Below are 22,936 nucleotides of genomic sequence, written 5' to 3'. Positions count from 1 at the left end.
ATCAGGGTAAATACTGACAGAATTCATTTTATAGAAAATAGCGATCGCATTTTCCTCACCTTCCGAGTTCTATCAGATTTTTAATCACGATCTCGATATTGTTTGATTAATTCCACAACCTCTGTATGTTGCTCCGAAGATGCCCAAATTAAAGCCGTCCAACTATTCTGATCTTTTGTAGTTAAATCTGCGCCACTCTTTAATAATAACTCCACAATCGGTTTATGTCCGCTTCCAGCCGCACCCATTAACGCCGTTAACCCAAAATTAGTTTGAGCCTGAATATCCGCCCCGGTATCTAATAATAACTGCACGATTTCTAAGTAACCACTTGCCGCCGCTTCCATCAAAGGAGTCCAATTATCATTATCAGGTACATTGACATCTGCCCCCGCTTCTAGTAAGAGTTTTACTATATCTTTTTTGCCTAAAGTAATCGCCGTAATTAATCCCGTATTTCCCTGTTCGTTTTGAGCATTAATATCTGGGTTTTGACTTAAAGCCGTTTTAACCCGATCTATTTCTCCCGTTTCAATTGCCTTAATTAACTCAGTCACTGGTTTCCCTCCTATTGAATTCGTTTATTTAAAAGTATCGATACGCAGTTAATGCTACTTCAAAAATAATAGCATTTATCACCTGATTATTAATCCCTGATCTGAGATTTTCCCCCTCGGAAATTGACAGTTTTTCCAAATTAGGGTAATATTGTCAATAGACTATCATTGGGGATTTTATGTCTAATCCGTTCCTGCACCTCGACTATGAACCCGCATTTGAGGCGTTAGGCGGTGAATATTCCGATATAGTAACGGCGGCGGAGTTCCCGAGGCACCAACTCCGGTTCCGCAATGATTTCGTATTAACCCAGTTAGGACTCAACCCCGAAACCGTTACCGACGACCATTTTATCGAAGCCTTTGGCAAATTTGAAGCCGTGCGTCCCCTGTTAGCGATGCGTTACCACGGCTATCAGTTTGGAGAATATAACCCCTATTTGGGGGATGGACGGGGGTTTTTGTATGGTCAAACCAGGGGAATAGACGGGGAATTATACGATTTCGGGACAAAGGGATCGGGAAGAACTCCCTACTCTCGAAATGCCGATGGTAGATTAACCTTAAAAGGTGGCGTGCGGGAAGTTTTAGCCGCCGAAATGTTGCATCGAATGCGGGTAAAAACCTCTCGGTGTTTAAGCTTAATTGAAACTGGGGAACAACTGTGGCGAGGAGATGAACCTTCCCCCACCCGTTCTTCCGTTATGATCCGGTTTAGTCGCTCCCATATTCGCTTCGGAACCTTTGAACGGTTGCACTATTTTAAACGAAAAGATCTAATCGAAATTCTCTTAGATCACGTCATTACCTATTATTATTCTAACCTGAAATTAGAGAGCGATCGCTATATTTTATTTTACGCCGAATTAGTCAAAAGAGTCGCCGAATTAGTCGCCCAATGGATGGCTTCCGGGTTTTGTCACGGGGTCTTAAATACCGATAATATGTCCATTACCGGGGAAAGTTTTGATTATGGCCCCTACGCCTTTATACCCGATTATAACCTGCAATTCACCGCCGCCTATTTTGATTATGGCAGGTTATATTGTTATGGAAATCAACCCTTTATCTGTGAAGGAAACTTAGAATTATTGCAAAAACCGTTATCTTTAGTTATACCTTTAGAAGAACTCAAAAAAGCCTTAGACCCTTTTCAACAGTATTACCGAGAATTCTATCGTCAACGGATGATTAATCGTTTAGGGTTTGCACAACTTCCCACCCCAGAAGCAGAGGAATTATTGCAAATTACGATTAATTTACTCAAAAATAATCGAATTAGCTATCCCGATTTTTTTATGCAACTGCGAGAACAATTTTGTCAGCAATGGCAAGACCAACCCCAGAATATTTTAAAAGATGCTGAACCCCTGGAACATTTAGACGCTTGGAGACAGCAATATTATCATCATTTACAAACCCTATCCTATCCTGAATTAGAGCAAATTAAACAGCGATTAAACTATTATAATCCTCAAATGGTGATTATTCGTCCTGAAATTGAAACAGTTTGGGAACAAATTACCCTTGAAGATAATTGGCAACCTTTCAATGATTTATTAACACAAATTCAAACAGAATAGCATCGTTTTTTGAGAGAGATAAAACATCGCTCCTACCGGAAAACAAAAGATTTATTGATACTAAGATAGCATCATAAATCCCCGCTAGAGCTACATCTTCTGGGAGATTTAGCCAGATCTAATCTAATTTTCAGTAAATTCAGTTAAAATACAGAAGTAAGACCCTGGGCGTTAACCTTAAATTGGGCTTAACCTCAGCAGCAATTATTTTAAAGGAAAGATCTGATGACGGAAAATCAACCTGCGAATACACAAACCCCGATAACAACATCCATCCTAGACAGTATTAAAGGATTTATCGGCAAGATTCTGAGTAATTGGAAAGTCAGAATCACCCTACTAGGAATTGTGCTTTTAGGAGGAGTAATTTTCACCTTCTTTTATCAACATATTGTAGCAGAAATCGGAATGAAAATGTGGACAAGTAGTTCTGGTGCCAGACCCATTGAATGTGTTTTGAAAGATAGTAATAATGATAATTATGTTAGCTGTAGTGCCTTATTAGGAGATCAAGTTGTCCCGTTAGAATGTAGTTCTAGTTTATTTAATTTGGGTTGTCGAGTTAATTATGGCTCTGCTGTACCCAATGTCAAGGCCTCAAGACCGTAGTCAGCCCTTCAGGGCTGTCTTAATCCAATATCTAAGAGAGTCCTAAAGGACTCACTACATAAACCGTAGTCAGCCCTTCAGGGCTGTCTTAATCCAATATTAAGAGAGTCCTAAAGGACTCACTACGATTTTAATTTTTATCAACTATTTTATGATAATTTTAAATAGGTTTAGATTGTTTATTTTATAATTTTGATGTTTAATTTTAATCGTCAACAAAACCCTTTACAAACCCCCCATAGTGGCTATCATTGGGATGGCAGCGATCGCCGTTTTTTTGAAGGCTGGTACTATCGAGTCACATTACCCCAAGAAAAACAGACCTTTGCCTTCATGTATTCTATCGAAGATCCCATCGGAAATCAACCCCAAAGTGGGGGCGGAGCGCAAATTTTAGGGCCAGATGATGGGTATTTGTGTCGCACCTTTCCCGACGTCAAAACCTTTTGGGCAACCTCCGATCAACTGGGGTTAGGACATTGGGGAAAAACCGATTTAACCGCCACTCCTGGCTATTTAGAACCCGCAATTTTTGAAAATTCGATTCAACAAGGCTATCAAGGAACAGCCACCTTACATCAAGGAAAATTAGCCGATCCGGGTACATCCCAATATTGCCGTTGGCACTATACCATTCAACCGATTTATGGTTGGGGAAATCCTGATCAACCGCAACAATCAACCGCCGGGTGGTTATCTTTTTTACAAATATTTGAACCCGGATGGCAAATTTTAATGGCTCATGGTTTAGCCACAGGTTGGATTGATTGGAATGGCAAAATTTATGAGTTTGAAAACGCCCCCGCCTATGGCGAAAAAAATTGGGGTGGGAGTTTTCCTAAACAATGGTTTTGGGTCAATTGTAATAGTTTTGACCAAGAAACAGATTTAGCCTTAACAGCCGGAGGTGGGATTCGAGATGTGTTATTTTGGTCAGAATCCGTAGCTTTAATTGGCATTCATTATCAGGGAAAATTCTATGAATTTGTCCCCTGGAATTCAGAAGTCAGTTGGCAAATTGAACCCTGGGGAAAATGGCAAATAGCAGCTAAAAATCAACACTATCAAGTCTGTTTAACCGCCACCACCGAACACCCAGGAACTTTATTAAGAGCACCAACCAAAGACGGATTAATCTTTCGTTGTCGAGATACCATGCACGGAAAAATTCACTTGCAATTAAAAGCAGGAAATCGTATAATCTTAGAAGCCACCAGTTCCCTAGGTGGAGTCGAAGTGGGGGGAAATTTATGGCAAGAAACCTGGACAAAATAAATTATATTTCATCCTCACCCCATTAAAATTTTTCAAACAGAGTCACACCAGGGACTTTTTCCTAACTCTTGAACTCAAAAAAGGTTTATACTTTTTATAGTCACTCAAACACCAACAACAATGGACTTTAAAACCACTAACACCTCCTTCTTGAACTGGTCGGGAGATATCCTCGCCCTGGGTTTATTTGAAGATCAGATAGAATTAACCGCAGACTTAGCTATCCTAGATAATCAACTTGCCGGAACTCTAAAAGAACTGATTGAGGAAACCGAATTTAAGGGAAAAGCAGATAGCAATATTTCAACTCGTGTAGGGGGAAATAGCCCCATTCGCAAAGTAATTTTAGTCGGTTTAGGTCAATCCGATGCCCTGAAATTAGACAGCTTACGCCGCGCCGCCGCCAGTATTGCCAAAACCGCAAAATCCCTCAAAGGAAAAACTCTTGGGGTGAGCTTACCTATTTTTGAAACCCCAGAAACCACCGCCCAAGCTATTACCGAAGGCCTAGAATTAGCCCTCCATCAAGATACTCGATTTAAGTCAGAAACCGACGAAAAAGGTCACGGCATTGAACAGATTGAATTATTAGGTTTACCCGATACAGAATCCGCTATTACCCGCGCCCAACAAATTTGTTCTGGGGTCATTTTAGCCCGGGAATTAGTCGCCGCCCCCGCCAATGAAGTCACCCCAATTACTATGGCAGAAATGGCTCAATCCCTAGCCCAAGAATACGGGTTAGAATTGAATATTTTAGAAAAAGAAGATTGCGAAAAATTGGGCATGGGGGCTTTTTTAGGCGTTGCCCAAGCCTCGGATTTACCCCCTAAATTTATCCATTTAATCTATCGTCCCTCGGGCACTCCCCGGCGCAAATTAGCTATTATTGGAAAAGGCTTAACCTTTGATTCCGGTGGGTTGAATATTAAACCCAGTGGTAGCGGCATTGAAATGATGAAAGTCGATATGGGCGGCGCCGGGGCCACCTTTGGGGCAGCTAAAGCCATTGGTCAGTTAAAACCCGATGTAGAAGTGCATTTTATTAGTGCGGTAACAGAAAATATGATTAGCGGCCGCGCCATGCACCCGGGGGACTTTCTAAAAGCCTCTAATGGGAAAACCATTGAAGTGAATAATACCGACGCCGAAGGACGATTAACCCTAGCTGATGCCCTAGTTTTTGCTGATAAATTAGGGGTGGATGCCATGATTGATTTAGCCACCTTAACTGGAGCTTGTGTAATTGCTTTAGGAGATGATATTGCTGGGTTATGGAGTCCCGATGATCAGTTGGCAATGGAGTTAGAAACCGCCTCCAAAACATCAGGGGAAAAACTCTGGCGGATGCCCTTAGAAGAAAAATATTTTGAAGGTTTAAAAGCCATCCACGCCGATATGAAAAATACCGGGCCAAGGGCAGGAGGGTCAATCACAGCCACCTTATTCCTGAAACAATTTGTAGACAAAACCCCCTGGGCCCATTTAGATGTGGCTGGCCCGGTGTGGGCGGATAAAGACAACGGTTATAATAATTCCGGGGCCACGGGTTATGGGGTGCGAATGTTGGTGAATTGGGTCTTGAGTTAGGGTCGGTTTGACGTCCTAATTCTCTCGACTCCTGCTAACCGTCGGTAAGAAGGGGAAAATCAACCCAGAGATTATCCCCCTTCTTGATCGGAATTTCGGGATATCCAAGACAGATCAGTGAGCAATAATTAGGCCAAGTTAAATAAAACTATAGGAAACTTTAAATAAATATATAAAACCACAACAATTTTTAGCAATTTGTAGAATAACATTAAATAATTTCTTACAATTGAGCTAGACTAGCCAAATCTATAAGTTCAGGGTGACAGAAGATCGGCCAGCACCGTGATCACGAAATCTCATAATTAACCCTTGATGGCAAGTGTATGTCAAGGGGCATCGGGTGACAAAATTACCAAGCCCAAATTTTGTAGTGCTTGTCAGTGTGGGTAGTCCACCCTCAGTCCCTAACTCTATCTTAATCGGATTGAAAGCTGCGATCAAACGGATGTTTAAAATTTTTTTCAGCCTTTTTTAAAAATCCCATGACTTTACTAGGATTATCACCCCTGTGTTCCCCTAATCCCATCGGCAACAGTCCCCTAGAGTTTCTGACTTTTGGGTCAGAATTGCTGATCATTTTTGTTCACTATGCCTTAGCTTTTTTACTGATTAATCATTTATTTACCCCCCCTCGGTTAAAACCTTCCTTTCTGTCTAAGGTGGTAAAATCTTTAAACATTAATTGGGCTGAATCCCAACCCTTAATCAAAATTTGCGGGTTTTTAGGATTGGCTTTGATTGCCAATGGAACCCTACATCTAATCCATTTATTAATGTGGAAATATCCTCTCAACCCAGCGTTAAGAGGCAGTCAATTCATCGTAGCCTTAATCTTTTTCTTGGGTATGGGGGGATTAATTAGAGTCATTAATTCTTGCAGAGCCAAAAAAACCTTGATTGTATCTTCAACCCCCGATCAAATTGAGGATAAAGTTTCTCCCTCCCACTCCACATTAGATAAACTGCGATCTAATTTTAATAATTTGTTTAAACTGGATGCCACGTTTCCCTTTAAACTAGATTCCCAGCAACCCATTGAAGAAGTTTTAAAACTGACTAAATTCTCCATTGATAAAGCGGCGGATGCTATTTTATGGGTGGGAGAAGATGGAGAAATTTTATATGTTAATGACGCCGCCTGTCGTTCCCTGGGTTATGCACCCGAAGAATTATTAAGTTTAACCATTCATGATATTAACCCCGACTTTCCCGCCACCTCCTGGTCATTACATTGGAAGATTTTAAGGCGTTGCGGTTCTTTGAATATTGAAGCCCGTCATCGCACCAAACATAATCGGATTTTTCCCGTGGAAATTATGATTAATCATCTGAATTTTAATGGGAGAGAATATCAATGTGCCTTTGCCCGAGATATTAGCGATCGCAAACAAATTGAACGGACATTACGAGAACGCCAAGGAGAATATCGCTCCCTAGTGGCTAATATTCCAGGTGCAGTTTATCGAGGGGTTTTAGAAGAAGATCGGATGATGGTGTTTTTAAGTCAAGGAATTGAAGTGATTACCGGATATCCGGCGGCGGATTTTATTCAAAATCGAGTCCGCTCCTTTAATAGTATTATTCATCCCGATGATCTGGCTAAAGTTAAACGCAAAATTCGGGTCAGTTTTGAATCTCGACAGCCCTATATTTTAGAATACCGTTTAATCAGAGTCGATGGAACAATTCGTTGGGTTTATGAAAAAGGACAGGTTATTTTTACCGAAGAAGATGCAATTTGTTGGTTAAATGGAGCCATTTTTGATATTACCGAAAAACGCCAAGCCTCTGAAGCCTTAAAAGCCAGTGAAGAACGGTTAAAATTAGCTTTGACTGGAACCGATCAAGGATTATGGGATTGGAATTTAGTCACCGGAGAGGTGTATTTTAGTCCCCAATGGAGTTCAATGTTAGGGTATGAAACCAACACAATTCATGGAAAAGCCCGCTCTTGGTTAAAGTTAGTTCATCCCGAAGATCGGGAGCAAGTCGTTGAAGTTCTCAAACAACATTTAGAGGGACAAACAGCCTTTTGTCAAATTGAACATCGGATGTTAAGCCGTTCTGGGGAATGGAAATGGATTCTGAATCAGGGTAAAGTCGTGGTGCGGGATGAACAGCAACAGCCCCTAAGAATGACCGGAACTGTCAAAGATATTGGCGATCGCCGAAAAGCCGAAGAAGCCCTGCGTCAATCGGAGGCCCGAGAACGAGCCAAAGCCCAACAATTAGAACTAACATTAAGGGAATTAGGACAGGCTCAAGCCCAACTGATTCAAACCGAAAAATTATCCAGTTTAGGTCAATTAGTCGCCGGAATTGCCCATGAAATTAATAACCCGATTACCTTCATTTATGGTAACATTAACTATGCCAATCAATATATCCAAGACTTGTTGGAATTAATCGCCCTTTATGAACAGCATTATCCCCAACCCCATGCCGAAATTAAACAGCATCAAGAAACTATTGAGTTAGAGTTTATTCTCGATGATTTGCCCAAAATTTTATCCTCAATGAAAGTCGGAGCCAACCGAATTCGAGAAATTGTGCTCTCACTCCGCAACTTTTCTCGATTAGATGAAGCCGACATGAAACCCGTTAATATTCATGATGGCTTAGAAAACACCTTATTGATTTTGCAACATCGACTACGCCCCCAAGCAAATAACCCCCGGGATAAACGCAATCCTCCCATTCAAATCATTAAAGAATATGGAAACCTACCCAAAACCGAATGTTATCCGGGTCAGTTAAATCAAGTGTTTATGAATCTCTTAAATAATGCCATTGACGCGGTATTAGAAGAAGAATCTAAGTTTTTGCACCCCCTTCCCCATCCCCATTCTCCCACCCCCGGATGGCAAATTTCCGCTACCTCCCCCACAATTCGGATTCGGACAGAATTGAATGAAGCGAACCGAGTCGTGATCCGAATTACTGATAATGGAAATGGCATGACAGAACGGGTCAAACACCGTTTATTTGAACCATTTTTTACCACCAAACCCGTCGGGAAAGGGACGGGTTTAGGATTAGCCATTAGTTATCAAATTATTGCCAAACATCATGGTAAACTTTTCTGTGCTTCTGAAGTCGGAAAGGGCACGGAATTTGTGATAGAATTGCCCTTAAAACAAGAGTTTAGACGCAATTCCAATCGTCTTTTAGAAGTCCATTCCTCCACCGCCTAACCCATTACCCATTACCCATTCCCTATTCCCTATCCCTTAACATGAACTGGAAGCCAAACACTAAAAACCGAACCCTGATCCATCACACTTTCCACCGTAATTACCCCCCCGAGAATTTGACATAAACGCTGACTAATAGCCAGTCCCAACCCAGTACCGCCAAATCGTTTGGTTGTAGAAGGATCAGCTTGAATAAACGGTTTAAAAATATGTTGTAATTGATCTTCGGTCATCCCAATCCCCGAATCTTTAACCCGGAACACTAAATATTGAGACGAATTAGCCACCATTCCATACATAAATTCATCATCTTCTGGAATCGGGGGTTTTTCTTGGGTGCGTTCAGCAATTAAATAAATCGTTCCTTTTTCGGTAAACTTAGAAGCATTGCTGAGTAAATTTAACAGAATTTGTCGAACTTTTGGCATATCAGCATACATAGTTCCAATATTCGGTTTGGTCTTGACCTTCAAAATATTATTATTTTTTTCTGCTAAAGGTGTCGCCGTGGTAATCACATCTTCTATGAGTTTATCAACGGGGAAATTTTCTAAATAGAGAGTAACATGACCAGCCTCAATTTTAGAAATATCTAAGATATCACTAATCATATCTCGCAGATGTTTTCCGGCGGTTTGAATTCGTTCTAAGTCGGGTAAAAAGTCCGTATACCCTAAATCTTCCGATTCATCATGCAGCATTTCACTATAGCCAATAATCGCATTTAACGGCGTGCGAAGTTCATGACTCATATTGGCTAAAAACACACTTTTAGAACGGTTAGCTGCTTCCGCCATAATTTTGGCTTTCTGTAATTCTTCCGTATATTCAGCTACCCGTTGAATCAGATGATTTAAAGATTCAGTTAGCACCCCAATTTCATCGGAACTGGTCACAGGAGCTTGTAGGGCAAAATCCGATTCCTCACTCACCTGTTCTGCCACCTTAATCATAATATCTAAGGGAGTTGCAATCATGTGACCCGTAAAAATTGCAAATACGATGGCCAATCCACTGGAAATAACGACAGTGGTAACAATAATAATATTGCCAATCAATTCAATTTTTTCATAATCTTTTAGAGCCGTTTCAGCCCGCTTTCTGAATCTATTTTCTAGTTGAGTTGTTTCAGCATAAACCGGATAAACTTGAATAATCCCAGTTGTCCGATTTAAGTTAATCAAGGATTTTTGAACTGACTGTAAAATTTGAGGATTCAGATTCGGTTTTTCCGTAGTTTGAATCAGGGTTTCAAACTGTTCTGAATAGTTAGTCAACCGTTCTTTATAGCGTTGGGTTAAGTCCTGTAGGGCTTGATAATCCTGTTGAATTTTAATATCCGTGGTTTCAGGAATATCTTGCAGTTGTTGCAATTGATTATTCATCACAAAAATATTTGAACGCAGGGCGGAAACTCCCCGTTCAATTTTTTCCATGTCCTTGCTATCGCTAAGGAACTGCGCGAGGTTATCCTGATTATGCTTTAACTGGAGTAGACTTTGGCTGAGTCCATCGAGAACTTTTGCCTTTTGTTGGTCAATTTCTAATTGGGTACGCAAAGGTCGCACCGAATAGGTCGCCACCAAGAAGGCCGAGGTCACACCCATAAGGACGACCCCGATTACCACCCCATAACCCCAGCCAATTTTTTGCCGAATGCTTAAACGATTAAACATAGACAGGACAATGCCAGGAGAATTTTTACTTTTGGTTAAGTTATGTTGAGACGAAATTAGAGACATCCGTGAGGTCGCTCTTAGCCAGGAAGTTTATACTATATTCTATGCCAGGTTACGAGGATATTCTTTAATAATATTTTAGGCAGTTATATTCCATTCAATTTCTTCCATTCAATTTCAGCGAAATTAGTGACATTTTTGATTGATCATAGAATCCTTAACACTTTTTTAACATTTTGTCAATTGCAAATGTGACACTTTCACATCTGGTACAAACTGAATCAATCCCTCCAACCCACGCATCTACACTTGAGGGAAAGTGTAAATTGCGATGCCTTTTTTCTGCTTAATGCTAAGAGTATCACAGAAGTGTATCGATTTCCATCAGGTGCAGATTCAAGTTTTAGTTAACCCATATATTTGTTTAAAAACTAGCCAAATCAAGGAAATTTAGGGTATGTTATCTCACCAGAATTCTATTCAAGACCCCGTGAAAACAGTCGTTTTCATAGATTCTAATGTCGAAAACTACGAAACATTACGGCAAGGGGTTGATCCAAACGCAGAAGTTATTATACTCGATCCTAATCAAGATGGAATCGCTCAAATTAGTTCTATTCTTTCTACACAAAAAGATATCGATGCCCTCCATATTATTTCTCATGGCAGTTCAGGAAGTCTAAAGTTAGGAAATACAGTTTTAGATCAAAATACCCTCAGTAAATATACTGAACAGTTCCAAAAATGGCAAACCGGATTAAGTGAAAATGCTGATATTTTATTATATGGATGTAATGTTGCGTCTGGAAGTTTAGGACAATCTTTTGTTACAAATTTATCCCAATTGACTCAAGCGGATATTGCCGCTTCTAATGACTTAACTGGAAACACGGCATTAGGTGGAAACTGGGCGTTAGAAGTTCAAACTGGAAATATTGAAACTGCTTTAGCTTTTAGTCAAAATGCGATCGGAAATTACCAGGGTATTTTATTACCTAAAGCAGCAACTAATTTTACCACCATTAACTCTCCTGTTGTACCTTCTATTCATGATAACTACACTGCTGCGGGTGCTGATTCCGTTACAAACTATACAATGTCTTATGCAACAGGAAATGACGTAAAGTTAACTGATTTTCAAGCTGGTGGAGATCAATACAAGGTTGTCGGGCAGTTGGATCTTCTGACATTACAAAGAGTTGATGAGAAGAATTTAACAGATGTTGATCCGATTGTAAAAGGGGTTAGGAATACTCTGTGGTTTGAGGGTAGTAAAAGTAGTAATACTATTACTATGACCCCAAGTTATCAAAATAACATGGAAACAGCATTGTTAGGCTCCATTTTGAATATGGGAACAGACAATCTGTTTGTCAACGTTGGTGATAATCCTAATAATATTGAACGGGCGGACTTTGTATCAAAATCAGGTTTAACAGCACCCACAGAGAATAGCAAAGTTGGTTTTTTCATTGGAGATCGAGGTGGCAACGACCCATTTAAGATTGCTGCGATTACAAAAATTGATGCTAATAATATCCCAATTGAGTTCGGAACTTTAGTCCCTGTAGGAACAGGAGTTTGGGATACTACTACTACACCGGACTATAAATATACAGCACAAATAACCCGTCGTGATGATTCAGAAGATAAACAACGTTGGTCAAGTCAAACCACGTCAAACGGATCTGTAACTTCACAAAATATCAGAGGTGTATATGTTAGCTTTGCAGATTTAGTTATCAATCCAGGCGATACGTTCTATGGTTACGCCCTATTTCCAAATGATGTTAACGCTGCTGGTATGGATCTTATTGGATTAACCGATGTTCCATTAAATACCGCCGGTGCACTTAGTGTTTCATTAAATACTAAGAATGACGGTGGGTTGGATTTAATTACGGGGGGGTTATTAGTAAGTAATATTGTTAGTGTTGCTCCCATTGTTGACCTCAATGGCGGTGACACTGGATATGGTTATAGTCCAACCTTCACTGAAGGCAATAGTGCTGTTTATATTGCTAATAATAGCGTTGCCACAGTTAGCGATTCTGATAATGATATTATCAGCCTCACCCTGAAGATTTCTAATGTTTCCGATGGAGTTGCAGAAAGATTAAAAATTGGGGGTATAGATTTTCCCCTGAATGCAGACAAAACACAATCAGGAATTACAGTGGGTGGCACCACCGATTTCAAATTTGTCTATAATGACACCCTCAAGCTAGTTACAATAACTCGACCTAATGGCAGTATTATTCCAACGGCTGACTTACAAACTTTATTACGCGGTATTACCTACGAGAATACCTCACAAAATCCCACTACTTCCGTAAATCGTACAATTAGTGTGACTGCTAGTGATGGTGTTAATGTTAGTAATACTGCTGTTAGTACAATTACAGTTGTACCCGTCAACGACGCTCCATCAGGAACAGACAAAACCGTCATCACCAATGAAGATACGGCTTATACCTTCACAACAAATGACTTTGGTTTCAGCGATATTCTCGATAACAATAACTTCGCTCAAGTCAAAATTACCACCCTACCAACAACCGGAAGCCTGACCTTAAACGGTACACCCGTCACCGCCGGGAGTTTTGTTACGGTCAATGACATTACAACTGGAAACCTAAAATTTACCCCCGCTCCCAACCAAAACGGTAATAACTACGCCAACTTTACCTTCCAAGTTCAAGATGATGGCGGGACAGCCAATAATGGGGATGTCAACCTTGACCAATCACCCAATACCTTAACCATCAATGTGACTCCGGTTAACGATGAGCCATCAGGAACAGACAAAACCGTCACCACCAATGAGGACATCGCTTATACCTTCACCACAAATGACTTTGGTTTCAGCGATATTCTCGATAACAATAACTTCGCTCAAGTCAAAATTACCACCCTACCAACAACCGGAAGCCTGACTTTAAACGGTACACCCGTCACCGCAGGAAGTTTTGTCACCGTCAATGACATTACAACGGGAAACCTGAAATTTACCCCGGCTCCCAACCAAAACGGTAATAACTACGCCAACTTTACCTTCCAAGTTCAAGATGATGGCGGGACAGCCAATAATGGGGATGTCAACCTTGACCAATCACCCAATACCTTAACCATCAATGTGACTCCGGTTAACGATGAGCCATCAGGAACAGACAAAACCGTCACCACCAATGAGGACATCGCTTATACCTTCACCACAAATGACTTTGGTTTCAGCGATAGTCTCGATAACAATAACTTCGCTCAAGTCAAAATTACCACCCTACCAACAACCGGAAGCCTGACTTTAAACGGTACACCCGTCACCGCAGGAAGTTTTGTTACGGTCAATGACATTACAACTGGAAACCTAAAATTTACCCCGGCTCCCAACCAAAACGGTAATAACTACGCCAACTTTACCTTCCAAGTTCAAGATGATGGCGGGACAGCCAATAATGGGGATGTCAACCTTGACCAATCACCCAATACCTTAACCATCAATGTGACTCCGGTTAACGATGAGCCATCAGGAACAGACAAAACCGTCACCACCAATGAGGACATCGCTTATACCTTCACCACAAATGACTTTGGTTTCAGCGATAGTCTCGATAACAATAACTTCGCTCAAGTCAAAATTACCACCCTACCAACAACCGGAAGCCTGACTTTAAACGGTACACCCGTCACCGCCGGGAGTTTTGTTACGGTCAATGACATTACAACTGGAAACCTAAAATTTACCCCGGCTCCCAACCAAAACGGTAATAACTACGCCAACTTTACCTTCCAAGTTCAAGATGATGGCGGGACAGCCAATAATGGGGATGTCAACCTTGACCAATCACCCAATACCTTAACCATCAATGTGACTCCGGTTAACGATGAGCCATCAGGAACAGACAAAACCGTCACCACCAATGAGGACATCGCTTATACCTTCACCACAAATGACTTTGGTTTCAGCGATATTCTCGATAACAATAACTTCGCTCAAGTCAAAATTACCACCCTACCAACAACCGGAAGCCTGACCTTAAACGGTACACCCGTCACCGCAGGAAGTTTTGTCACCGTCAATGACATTACAACGGGAAACCTGAAATTTACCCCGGCTCCCAACCAAAACGGCAATAACTACGCCAACTTTACCTTCCAAGTTCAAGATGATGGCGGGACAGCCAATAATGGGGATGTCAACCTTGACCAATCACCCAATACCTTAACCATCAATGTAACTCCAACTCCAGCACCAACTCCAGCACCGACTCCAGCACCGACTCCAGCACCAACTCCAGCACCAACTCCAGCACCGACTCCAGCACCAACTCCCGCACCAACTCCAGCACCGACTCCAGCACCAACTCCAGCACCAACTCCAGCACCGACTCCAGCACCGACTCCAGCACCAGCACCACCAGCACCAGCACCACCAGCACCACCAGCACCACCACCAGCACCAACTCCAGCACCAGCACCACCAGCACCACCAGCACCACCACCAGCACCAGCACCACCAGCACCACCAGCACCACCAGCACCAACACCAACACCCGCACCAGAAAATATTTCTCCGGTGGCTGATAACCTGAATGCTGCGGTTTTACCGAATAGTAAGATTCCTATCTCACTATCAGGAACTGACCCGGATGGTAGTATTGCCAGTTTTACGATTACCAGCTTACCGGATATCGCTGATGGAGTGTTACTGCTCAATGGTCAACCCGTAACACTCAATCAGGTTTTAACGCCTCAAGAAGCCTCTCAACTGCAATTCCAAGCCATAGGAACCTTTAATGGGGGTAGTTTTGGTTATACGGTTACCGATAATCAAGGAGCCACCGACTCAACCCCAGCAACGGTAACTTTGATTCGACCTACTGTAGAGAATCAAGCTCCGAATGCAAACAATATTAATCTAATTTTAACTCCGAATAGTACGACAACAGTTCTATTATCTGGACAAGATCCCGATGGAACGGTAGCCAGTATCACGATTAGTAGCTTACCAGATGCAGCTGATGGGGTATTGCTGCTCAATGGTCAACCCGTGCAGGTGAATCAGGTTTTAACCCCTCAAGAAGCTGCTCAACTGCAATTCCAAACCACAGGCAACTTTAATGGTGGTAGTTTTACTTATACGGTTACGGATAATCAAGGTTTAATTTCCCCAAGTCCTGCCGTTGTTAGCTTAATTGCGCCTGCGGTGAATCAACCGCCTGTAGCGAATAACCTGAACGTTTCCGTCACCCCCAATACCACTGTGCCCGTGAGCTTATCTGGAAGTGATCCCGATGGCACAGTCGCCAGCTTTACGATTACTAGCTTACCGGATATAGCTGATGGGGTGCTGCTCCTGGATGGTCAACCTGTAACCGCGAATCAGGTTTTAACCCCCGAAGAAGCGACTCGCCTACAATTTCAATCTACAGGCAGTTTTAATGGTAGTGGCTTTAGTTACACCGTCACGGACAATCAAGGCTTGACTTCTGCCGGAGCCGGAACCATTGGCTTGATTGAACCTCCGGTTAATCAACCTCCGATTCCCAATAATTTAAGTACCCTAGTTATTCCGAATAGCACCGCAAATCTACCGAGTCTATCAGGGACAGATACCGATGGAACCATAGCAAATTATACGATTACAGCTTTACCCGAGCAGACGGATGGGGTGTTATTACTGAATGGAAACCCTGTCACCCTGACTCAAACTATTACACCCGAACAGGCTTCTCAACTGCAATTTAAAGCTACAGGAAACTTTGACGGAGGTGGCTTTAGTTACACTGCTACGGATAATCAAGGGACGGTTTCGGTGCAGTCGGCAATAGTTGATTTAGTCCTGGTGGATGTTAACCAACCTCCGACGGCTAATAACCTTAACGTCCCCTTCTTGCCCAATAGTACCTCCTTGATTCCCCCGTTATCGGGTACGGATGCCGATGGTACGATCGCTAATTTTACCATCACTCAACTGCCCAATCCTGCCGATGGTGTGTTGCTGTTGAATGGAAAACCCGTCGAACTGAATCAAATCCTCACCCCCGAAGAAGCAGCGCAACTGCAATTTCAATCTACGGGTTCTTCAAACGAGGTTGTTTTTGCCTATAAAACCATTGATAACGAAGGATTAATTTCTCCGACAGCAGCTACGGTATCTTTAGTTCCCCTGGATGTGAATTTGCCTCCAGTTGCCAACAATTTGGATCTGCCTGTACAACCCAATAGCACCGTTAACGTGCCTCCGCTTTCGGGAACAGATGCCGATGGTACGATCGCTAGTTTTACGATAACTCAACTACCCGATCCGGCCGATGGCATACTGCTCCTCAATGGTCAACCTGTAACAGCCAATCAGGTTTTGACTCCAGAAGAAGCCTCTCAACTGCAATTTCAATCTACGGGTAACTTCGATGGCGGTGGTTTTAGTTACACGGTCACGGATGATAAAGGAGCAACATCGACAGGGACGACCGTAAACTTAAACTTTCAACCCATACCCAATCAGCCGCCAGTTGCGACAGATCAAAGTCTGGAAACTTCCCCCAATACCCCAATTACCTTTAATATTGCCGATCAAGCCACCGACCTCGATGGCACACTCAATCTGGCTACGGTCGATCTTGATCCGAATACTCCAGGCCAACAAAAAACACTCACCCTGGAGAATCAAGGGACTTTCCAAGTTGATGATCAGGGTAATATCACCTTTACCCCCGTTGCTGGGTTTGCGGGAGTTGCGACCCTCAGTTATACCGTCGAAGATAATCAAGGCACAGTCTCTAATCCAGCCAAAGTTGAGATCACCCTGCCGAATCAACCCCCCGTTGCTGAAAATGTCACCCTTGAGGGAGTTGTTAATAATTCTAGTGCGGTAAAATTACCGGATTTATCGGTAACGGATTTGACGGGAACCGTTGTTAGCTATGACCTCACCAACTTGCCGACGGCGACAGAAGGAACATTATTCCTCGGTGAAACCCCGATTACCGATCCCAGTCAAGCACAAGAACTTACCCCCGAACAAGTCCAAGTCCTAACCTTCACCCCCAATCCTAACTTTACGGGTTCCTTTGTTCTGAATTATCAAGCAACCGATAGTTTTGGTGCAACCTCCAATGTGGCAACCCTCACCATTTCTGTCGTTGCTGCACCATCGGTAACACCCAGTCCCACGCCCAGTCCCACACCCAGTCCCGTTCCGACTCCCACCCCGGAACCAATACCCAGTCCCACACCCGTACCCAGCCCGGAACCCACACCCGTACCTACTTCTGCGCCCACCTCAACACCCGTACCCGCAGCAAACCGGGAGTGTGGTATTTGTCTCCCGGCTCCTAAACTCCTAGACGTGGTATTCCCCGAACCCCCTGTACTGGGTTTAATTTCTCCTAACCCAACCTCGAATATCCTTAACGGCACAGAGAATAACGATACTCTGACGGGAACGGTTCTGAATCAAAGTATCTTTGCCTTTGGTGGAGATGATTGGATTACCGCCTTTACAGGGAATGACAATATCTATGCTGGCGAGGGGAATGACACCGTTGATGCCACATCGGGCAATGACTTAGTAGAAGGTGGACTAGGTAATGATTACCTTCGGGGTAGTTATGGCAACGATACCCTGCAAGGTCAAGAGGGAAATGATACCCTGTTAGCCGGAATTGATGATCCTTCACTTCCCAAGGACTTAGAAGGACAGGATTTACTCCTGGGGGGTCAAGGAGATGATTTTCTCTCGGGTAACGAAAACAACGATACCCTGCTGGGGGGAGACGGTAACGATATTGGATATGGCGGTCAGAATAATGACCTGATATTTGGAGACCACGGTAGCGATACCCTGTATGGCGACGAAGGCAACGATACCTTAATTGGCAGTCCTAGTGATGGTTCGGCGATCGCAGCCCAGGAACAGGACGTCCTCTATGGCTACACCGGAGAGGATTTACTCCACGGAGGTATTGGTAACGATACGGTCTATGGGGGTACGGGTAATGACTTTATCTTTGGTGGCCAAGACGACGACTTACTGCGAGGGGAGTTGGGGGCGGATACCATTTATGGGGATGAAGGCAATGACACCCTCTTTGGTGACAACCTAAATATCAACGGTGAAACCGATCCTCTGAGTAACGAAGGAGATGGCCCCGATCTGCTCTGGGGTGGAGCCGGAGATGATGCTATCTATGGCAACCGCAACAACGACACCCTGATGGGGGGTGAGGGTAGCGATACTGTCTATGGTGGTGAACAGGATGATGTCCTCTATGGGGATGCCGGAAATGATCTGCTGTTTGGTGACCAAGGCACGGATATCATCTGCGCTAGCGATGGGGATGACACGATTTATGGGGGTGTCGGAGGCCATAATATCGTGGGTAATAGTTCCGACCGAGATCAACTCAGTGGCGGGGCGGGCAATGACCTAATCTTAGCTAACGAGGGAGAAAATCTACTCTGTGGCGGTGATGGCAATGATACCCTCTACAGTGGACAACAGAACGATACCTTAAACGGCGGGGCTGGGGATGATTGGTTATTTGGGGATCTCGGTGATGATTTGATCACCGGAGGTACAGGTAAAGATCGTTTTGTCATCGGTGCTGATACTGGTTTCGACCAGATCACTGATTTCCGGGTGGGAGAAGATTTCTTGGTCTTGTCAAAGAGCTTAACGTTAAACCAACTGACTATTATCCAAGAGGGAACTTCTACCTTAATTAGTCTTGGAGAGCAGCCCCTAGTGCGTCTGGCGGGTGTACAGGCTAATTTAATTCTTTCTAATAGCTTTGAGGTCTTAGGTTAAGCTAGATCCGTAGCGTCTTCAAGTCTGTAATATTTGTGACTCGATCTCCTGATTCTCAAAAGTTAATTTTTTCCTACCTCTTTGCGTCTATAACGGGTCTACTGGTCTTGTTATGGACGCTCAGGGGTCTATCTGTTTTAGCGTTTATCCCGGGTTATGTGATTTGGATTTTGCTATTTCTGTCTATTGCGACTGGAATTCTAAGTTCGGTAAGCCGATAAACTTGAGTTTCTAGGTTCTACATCCCAATATTGTCAGCGTTGTAGCCATTGCAAGATGGACTAGATATTGCCCCTTGCTGTAATATTGCATGAAGGGGGTTTAAAACTCACAAAAGATTTTCAAATGTTGTTGTAGACCATTCAAGGAGAGGACATGACCCAAGTTATTCTGGGTGAAAATGAACAGCTAGAGTCAGCTTTAAGGCGTTTTAAGAGGGAAGTTTCTAAGGCTGGTATTTTGGCCGATGTTAGAAAAAACCGTCACTTTGAAACCCCTCCAGAGAAGCGTAAGCGCAAGGCGATCGCTAATCAACGTCAAAGACGTGCTTTCCGCAAACAACGGACATCGTAGCTCTAGTTTTGGTGATTTTCAAAACCTGAAAACTGCTTTTATATCTACCGCGCCCCAACTCCCGCTTAATGCCTGATGGATGAAGCAGGGAGTAACGTCGCGGATTTTGCTTTTTATGGGAATCTTTAATTTTAACGTTTCAATTCTGATTGTTAAGTGCTTTGAATTTGAACAGAAATCTCTGTTACATAATCCACTAATTTCTGCTGATCTTGTTGATTAAAACGTTCACCATCTAAACGATTCAAAACCATTAAAGCACCCCAAAGTTGACCTTGGGAAAATAAAGGCATCGCTAAAGCACTTTCAATTCCCCAGGCTTGCACATAATCTTGGCGAACTCGAAGATCTCCTTTTGTTTGTGCAATTAAAACGGGACATGAACCTTTAAAAGCGGTTCCACACAAACCCGATGTCGCTGCATCCCCTCGTTTTCCCACAATATCTGCTGCATATTTTCCTACGGCGGCTGCATAATAAACTTGCTCACCAGAGGATTCTGCCAGCATAACAACAACCGTTTCAGCTTGCAATAATTCTTGAACTTGTTCAGCAATGGTTTGTAAGGATAGTGGCATATTCATGTTTGTACTTTGCTCAGAGATTTAATTCGATTTAAACACTTATCTTTTAATTCTCATTTCATCTCCCACAATAACATTAAGTTGAGCCCCTACCAGCATAATTAAAGAACTAATTTGTAGCCACAGTAACAAAACTACAAACGCGCCAATTGTGCCGTAGGTAATATTAAATTTACCAAAGTAGTAAACATATAAACGAAATAAATTAGATACTAAAGCCCAAAATACAGCAGCTAAAATTGCTCCGGGCATCAGAGGAGTTCCATGTTTTCGGTAATTTGGCGCATAGCGATAAATAAAAGCATAGTTAGTAGAAACAATTCCCAAAGTAATCGGCCAGCGTAGTTTTTGCCAGGTTTCTAATAGGGTTGATTCTAATAAACAATTTTGTACTGGCGGTTGAATCATGCAAATGGCTAAATCTTCTAAAGCACAGTTTCCGATGGTTTCAATCATACAACTTTGACGGGCAATTCCTTCAACAATTATGTCACTCACTAATACTGATGCCGAGGCTAAAATTAATAATAATATTGTTCCGAATGCTAGGGATAGGGCAATTAATTTATTTTTCCAAAAGGGTCTAATATGAGTCTTTTCCACGCCATGAATATGATTTAAGGCGGTCATCGCCGCCCCAATTACGCCAGAAAAAACCCACAAAGAGGCAATAAAACTCACCGAGAGTAAACTCGAACTCGGCGTTAAAGATAAATGATCAATTCCATTTCCGATTAAATTCTGAACATCTTCCGGGACAATTTGACTCAGTAAAGTTGCCATTCGGTAGACTTCCGTTTGCAATAATTCAAAGGAACTTAAGGCAATTAATAGGGCTAATACCGCCGGAAATAATGCTAGGGTAGCATGATAAGCCATTTCCGCCGCAAAACCAGGTAAACGTTGTTCTAGGGTAGCCTGAATCAGTTTTTTAAAGGTTGTGGGATTCAAATATAGAAAAAAACGGCAGAAACGAATCATCCGTCGCTGAGTTCTTTTAATCTGTTTTATGAGGATAGGAAACAGGACAATTAATTGATCCGCGACGAGATCAGCACCGCGCTGAATCAGTTTAACAAAATGGGTATGAATAGAACAAGGTCGCCACTTAAACGATTTCAGATTTCGCCAGAACATCAAAAAGCTGGCTATGCTCATAAATATTGAGGATTGATACGGTATTCCTAATTTACTAGACTTGGGAAAGATTTTATCAAAAAATAAGATTTTTTTAAGTTCAGAATTGGTTTAGGATCAAATAGTTGTTAATTTAATCAAACATGAAAAACACTATTTTAAACACTAAACCTGAGTATTCTGCCTTTTCTCGATATTGGTTATTTGATCCAAAGATCACTTTTCTAAATCACGGTGCTTTTGGTGCTTGTCCAATTCCGGTGTTAGATGCTCAATCTCAATTTCGCCAACAACTTGAACAACAACCTTGTCATTTTTATGCCCGAGAATATGAAATTTTACTCGATCATGCTAGGGTTGAATTAGCTAATTTTGTCGGAGCAAATCCAGAGGAGTTAGTATTTATTCCCAACGCGACAACGGGAGTCAATACGGTTTTGCGATCGCTGGTTTTCTCAGAACCAGATGAATTACTGACAACCAATCATGAATATAATGCCTGTCGGAATGTATTAGATTTTGTTGCTAGTCGCACCGGAGCTAAAATTATTATAGCAGATATTCCTTTTCCTGTCCATTCATCGGAACAAATTATTGATGCAATTATGGGAAAAGTCTCTCCTCGAACAAAATTAGTTTTAATCGATCATATTACCAGCCAAACCGGATTAATTTTCCCAATTAAAGAGATTATTAAAAAATTAACTCATTTAGGAATAGATACTTTAGTTGATGGTGCCCACGCCCCCGGAATGTTAGAGCTAAATTTACAAGCAATTGGAGCAACTTACTATACGGGAAATTGTCATAAATGGTTATCTGCACCCAAGGGAGCCGCATTTTTATCGGTACAAAGGGATAGACAATCATTAATTCGTCCAGTAACAATTAGTCACGGAGCTAATTCGACCCGCAGCGATCGCTCTCGATTTTTATTAGAATTTGACTGGACAGGAACCCCCGACCCCAGTGCTTATTTATGTATTCCTGAAGCAATTAAATTTATGGGTTCTCTGTTACCTGGAGGTTGGTCAGAATTAATTAAAACTAATCATAATTTAGTGGTAAATGCCCGAAAATTATTATCAGAAAAAATAGAAATAATTTCACCCTGTCCCGATGATATGATCGGTTCAATGGCCGTTTTACCTTTAGGGGAAAGATGGCAAAATTATTCCGATTTGAATCAAAAACTGTGGGAAGAATATCAAATTGAAGTTCCGATCATGCCTTGGGAAGATCAAACGAAACTATTAATGAGAATTTCGGCTCAAATTTATAATAGTTTATCTCAATATGAATATTTGGCAGAAATTTTGTTGGGGTTGTAGGGGGATGTA

At 42.2% G+C, this 22,936-nt stretch carries 12 protein-coding genes; 8 read left to right on the top strand and 4 right to left on the bottom strand.

The features are described 5' to 3' along the window. Positions 1-80: 80 nt before the first annotated feature. The gene (locus AC2D3N_RS05095; RefSeq protein WP_484692973.1) at positions 81-557 is read right to left on the bottom strand and encodes an ankyrin repeat domain-containing protein; all 477 of its coding nucleotides are present in this window, start codon (positions 555-557) and stop codon (positions 81-83) included. Between the two features lie 179 nt (positions 558-736). On the opposite strand from AC2D3N_RS05095, the gene AC2D3N_RS05090 reads away from it, so the two are divergent. The 5 genes from AC2D3N_RS05090 to AC2D3N_RS05070 all read left to right on the top strand — a co-directional run bounded on the left by AC2D3N_RS05090 (position 737) and on the right by AC2D3N_RS05070 (position 8,811). Further along, the gene (locus AC2D3N_RS05090) at positions 737-2,140 is read left to right on the top strand and encodes a protein adenylyltransferase SelO (RefSeq protein WP_079678841.1); all 1,404 of its coding nucleotides are present in this window, start codon (positions 737-739) and stop codon (positions 2,138-2,140) included. Between the two features lie 225 nt (positions 2,141-2,365). Then, on the top strand, positions 2,366-2,749 hold the full coding sequence (locus tag AC2D3N_RS05085; RefSeq protein WP_079678839.1) for a hypothetical protein: 384 nt from the start codon (positions 2,366-2,368) through the stop codon (positions 2,747-2,749). A 195-nt stretch (positions 2,750-2,944) separates the two neighbouring features. Next, positions 2,945-4,024 carry a tocopherol cyclase family protein gene (locus AC2D3N_RS05080; protein ID WP_484692972.1) on the top strand — a complete coding sequence of 360 codons (1,080 nt, stop codon included), beginning with the start codon at positions 2,945-2,947 and terminating at the stop codon, positions 4,022-4,024. 120 nt (positions 4,025-4,144) lie between these two features. Beyond that, complete coding sequence (locus tag AC2D3N_RS05075) at positions 4,145-5,614, top strand: leucyl aminopeptidase (protein ID WP_484692971.1); 1,470 nt, start codon at positions 4,145-4,147, stop codon at positions 5,612-5,614. Between the two features lie 485 nt (positions 5,615-6,099). Then, positions 6,100-8,811, top strand: a complete 2,712-nt coding sequence (locus tag AC2D3N_RS05070) for a PAS domain-containing protein (protein WP_484692970.1) — start codon at positions 6,100-6,102, stop codon at positions 8,809-8,811. Between the two features lie 29 nt (positions 8,812-8,840). Here the strand turns inward: AC2D3N_RS05070 and AC2D3N_RS05065 are convergent, their stop codons facing one another. Continuing rightward, positions 8,841-10,553, bottom strand: a complete 1,713-nt coding sequence (locus AC2D3N_RS05065; protein ID WP_484692969.1) for a sensor histidine kinase — start codon at positions 10,551-10,553, stop codon at positions 8,841-8,843. A gap of 394 nt (positions 10,554-10,947) precedes the next feature. On the opposite strand from AC2D3N_RS05065, the gene AC2D3N_RS05060 reads away from it, so the two are divergent. Next, entirely contained in the window at positions 10,948-19,302 is an 8,355-nt protein-coding gene (locus tag AC2D3N_RS05060) for a DUF4347 domain-containing protein (protein WP_484692968.1), read from the top strand. 375 nt (positions 19,303-19,677) lie between these two features. Next, positions 19,678-19,875, top strand: a complete 198-nt coding sequence (gene rpsU / locus AC2D3N_RS05055; protein WP_079678830.1) for a 30S ribosomal protein S21 — start codon at positions 19,678-19,680, stop codon at positions 19,873-19,875. Between the two features lie 152 nt (positions 19,876-20,027). Here the strand turns inward: rpsU and AC2D3N_RS05050 are convergent, their stop codons facing one another. After that, on the bottom strand, positions 20,028-20,453 hold the full coding sequence (locus tag AC2D3N_RS05050; protein ID WP_484692967.1) for a GAF domain-containing protein: 426 nt from the start codon (positions 20,451-20,453) through the stop codon (positions 20,028-20,030). A 45-nt stretch (positions 20,454-20,498) separates the two neighbouring features. Continuing rightward, complete coding sequence (locus tag AC2D3N_RS05045) at positions 20,499-21,617, bottom strand: YihY/virulence factor BrkB family protein (protein ID WP_484692966.1); 1,119 nt, start codon at positions 21,615-21,617, stop codon at positions 20,499-20,501. A 122-nt stretch (positions 21,618-21,739) separates the two neighbouring features. On the opposite strand from AC2D3N_RS05045, the gene AC2D3N_RS05040 reads away from it, so the two are divergent. Next, a complete protein-coding gene (locus AC2D3N_RS05040; protein ID WP_484692965.1) occupies positions 21,740-22,927 on the top strand; it encodes an aminotransferase class V-fold PLP-dependent enzyme in 1,188 nt (395 codons plus the stop codon). Positions 22,928-22,936 lie beyond the last annotated feature (9 nt).

Source organism: Planktothrix sp. PLAVEN19ND, from assembly GCF_057220675.1.
The sequence above is the reverse complement of the archived record's forward strand: the minus strand, read 5'-3'. Positions and strand labels throughout refer to the sequence as shown.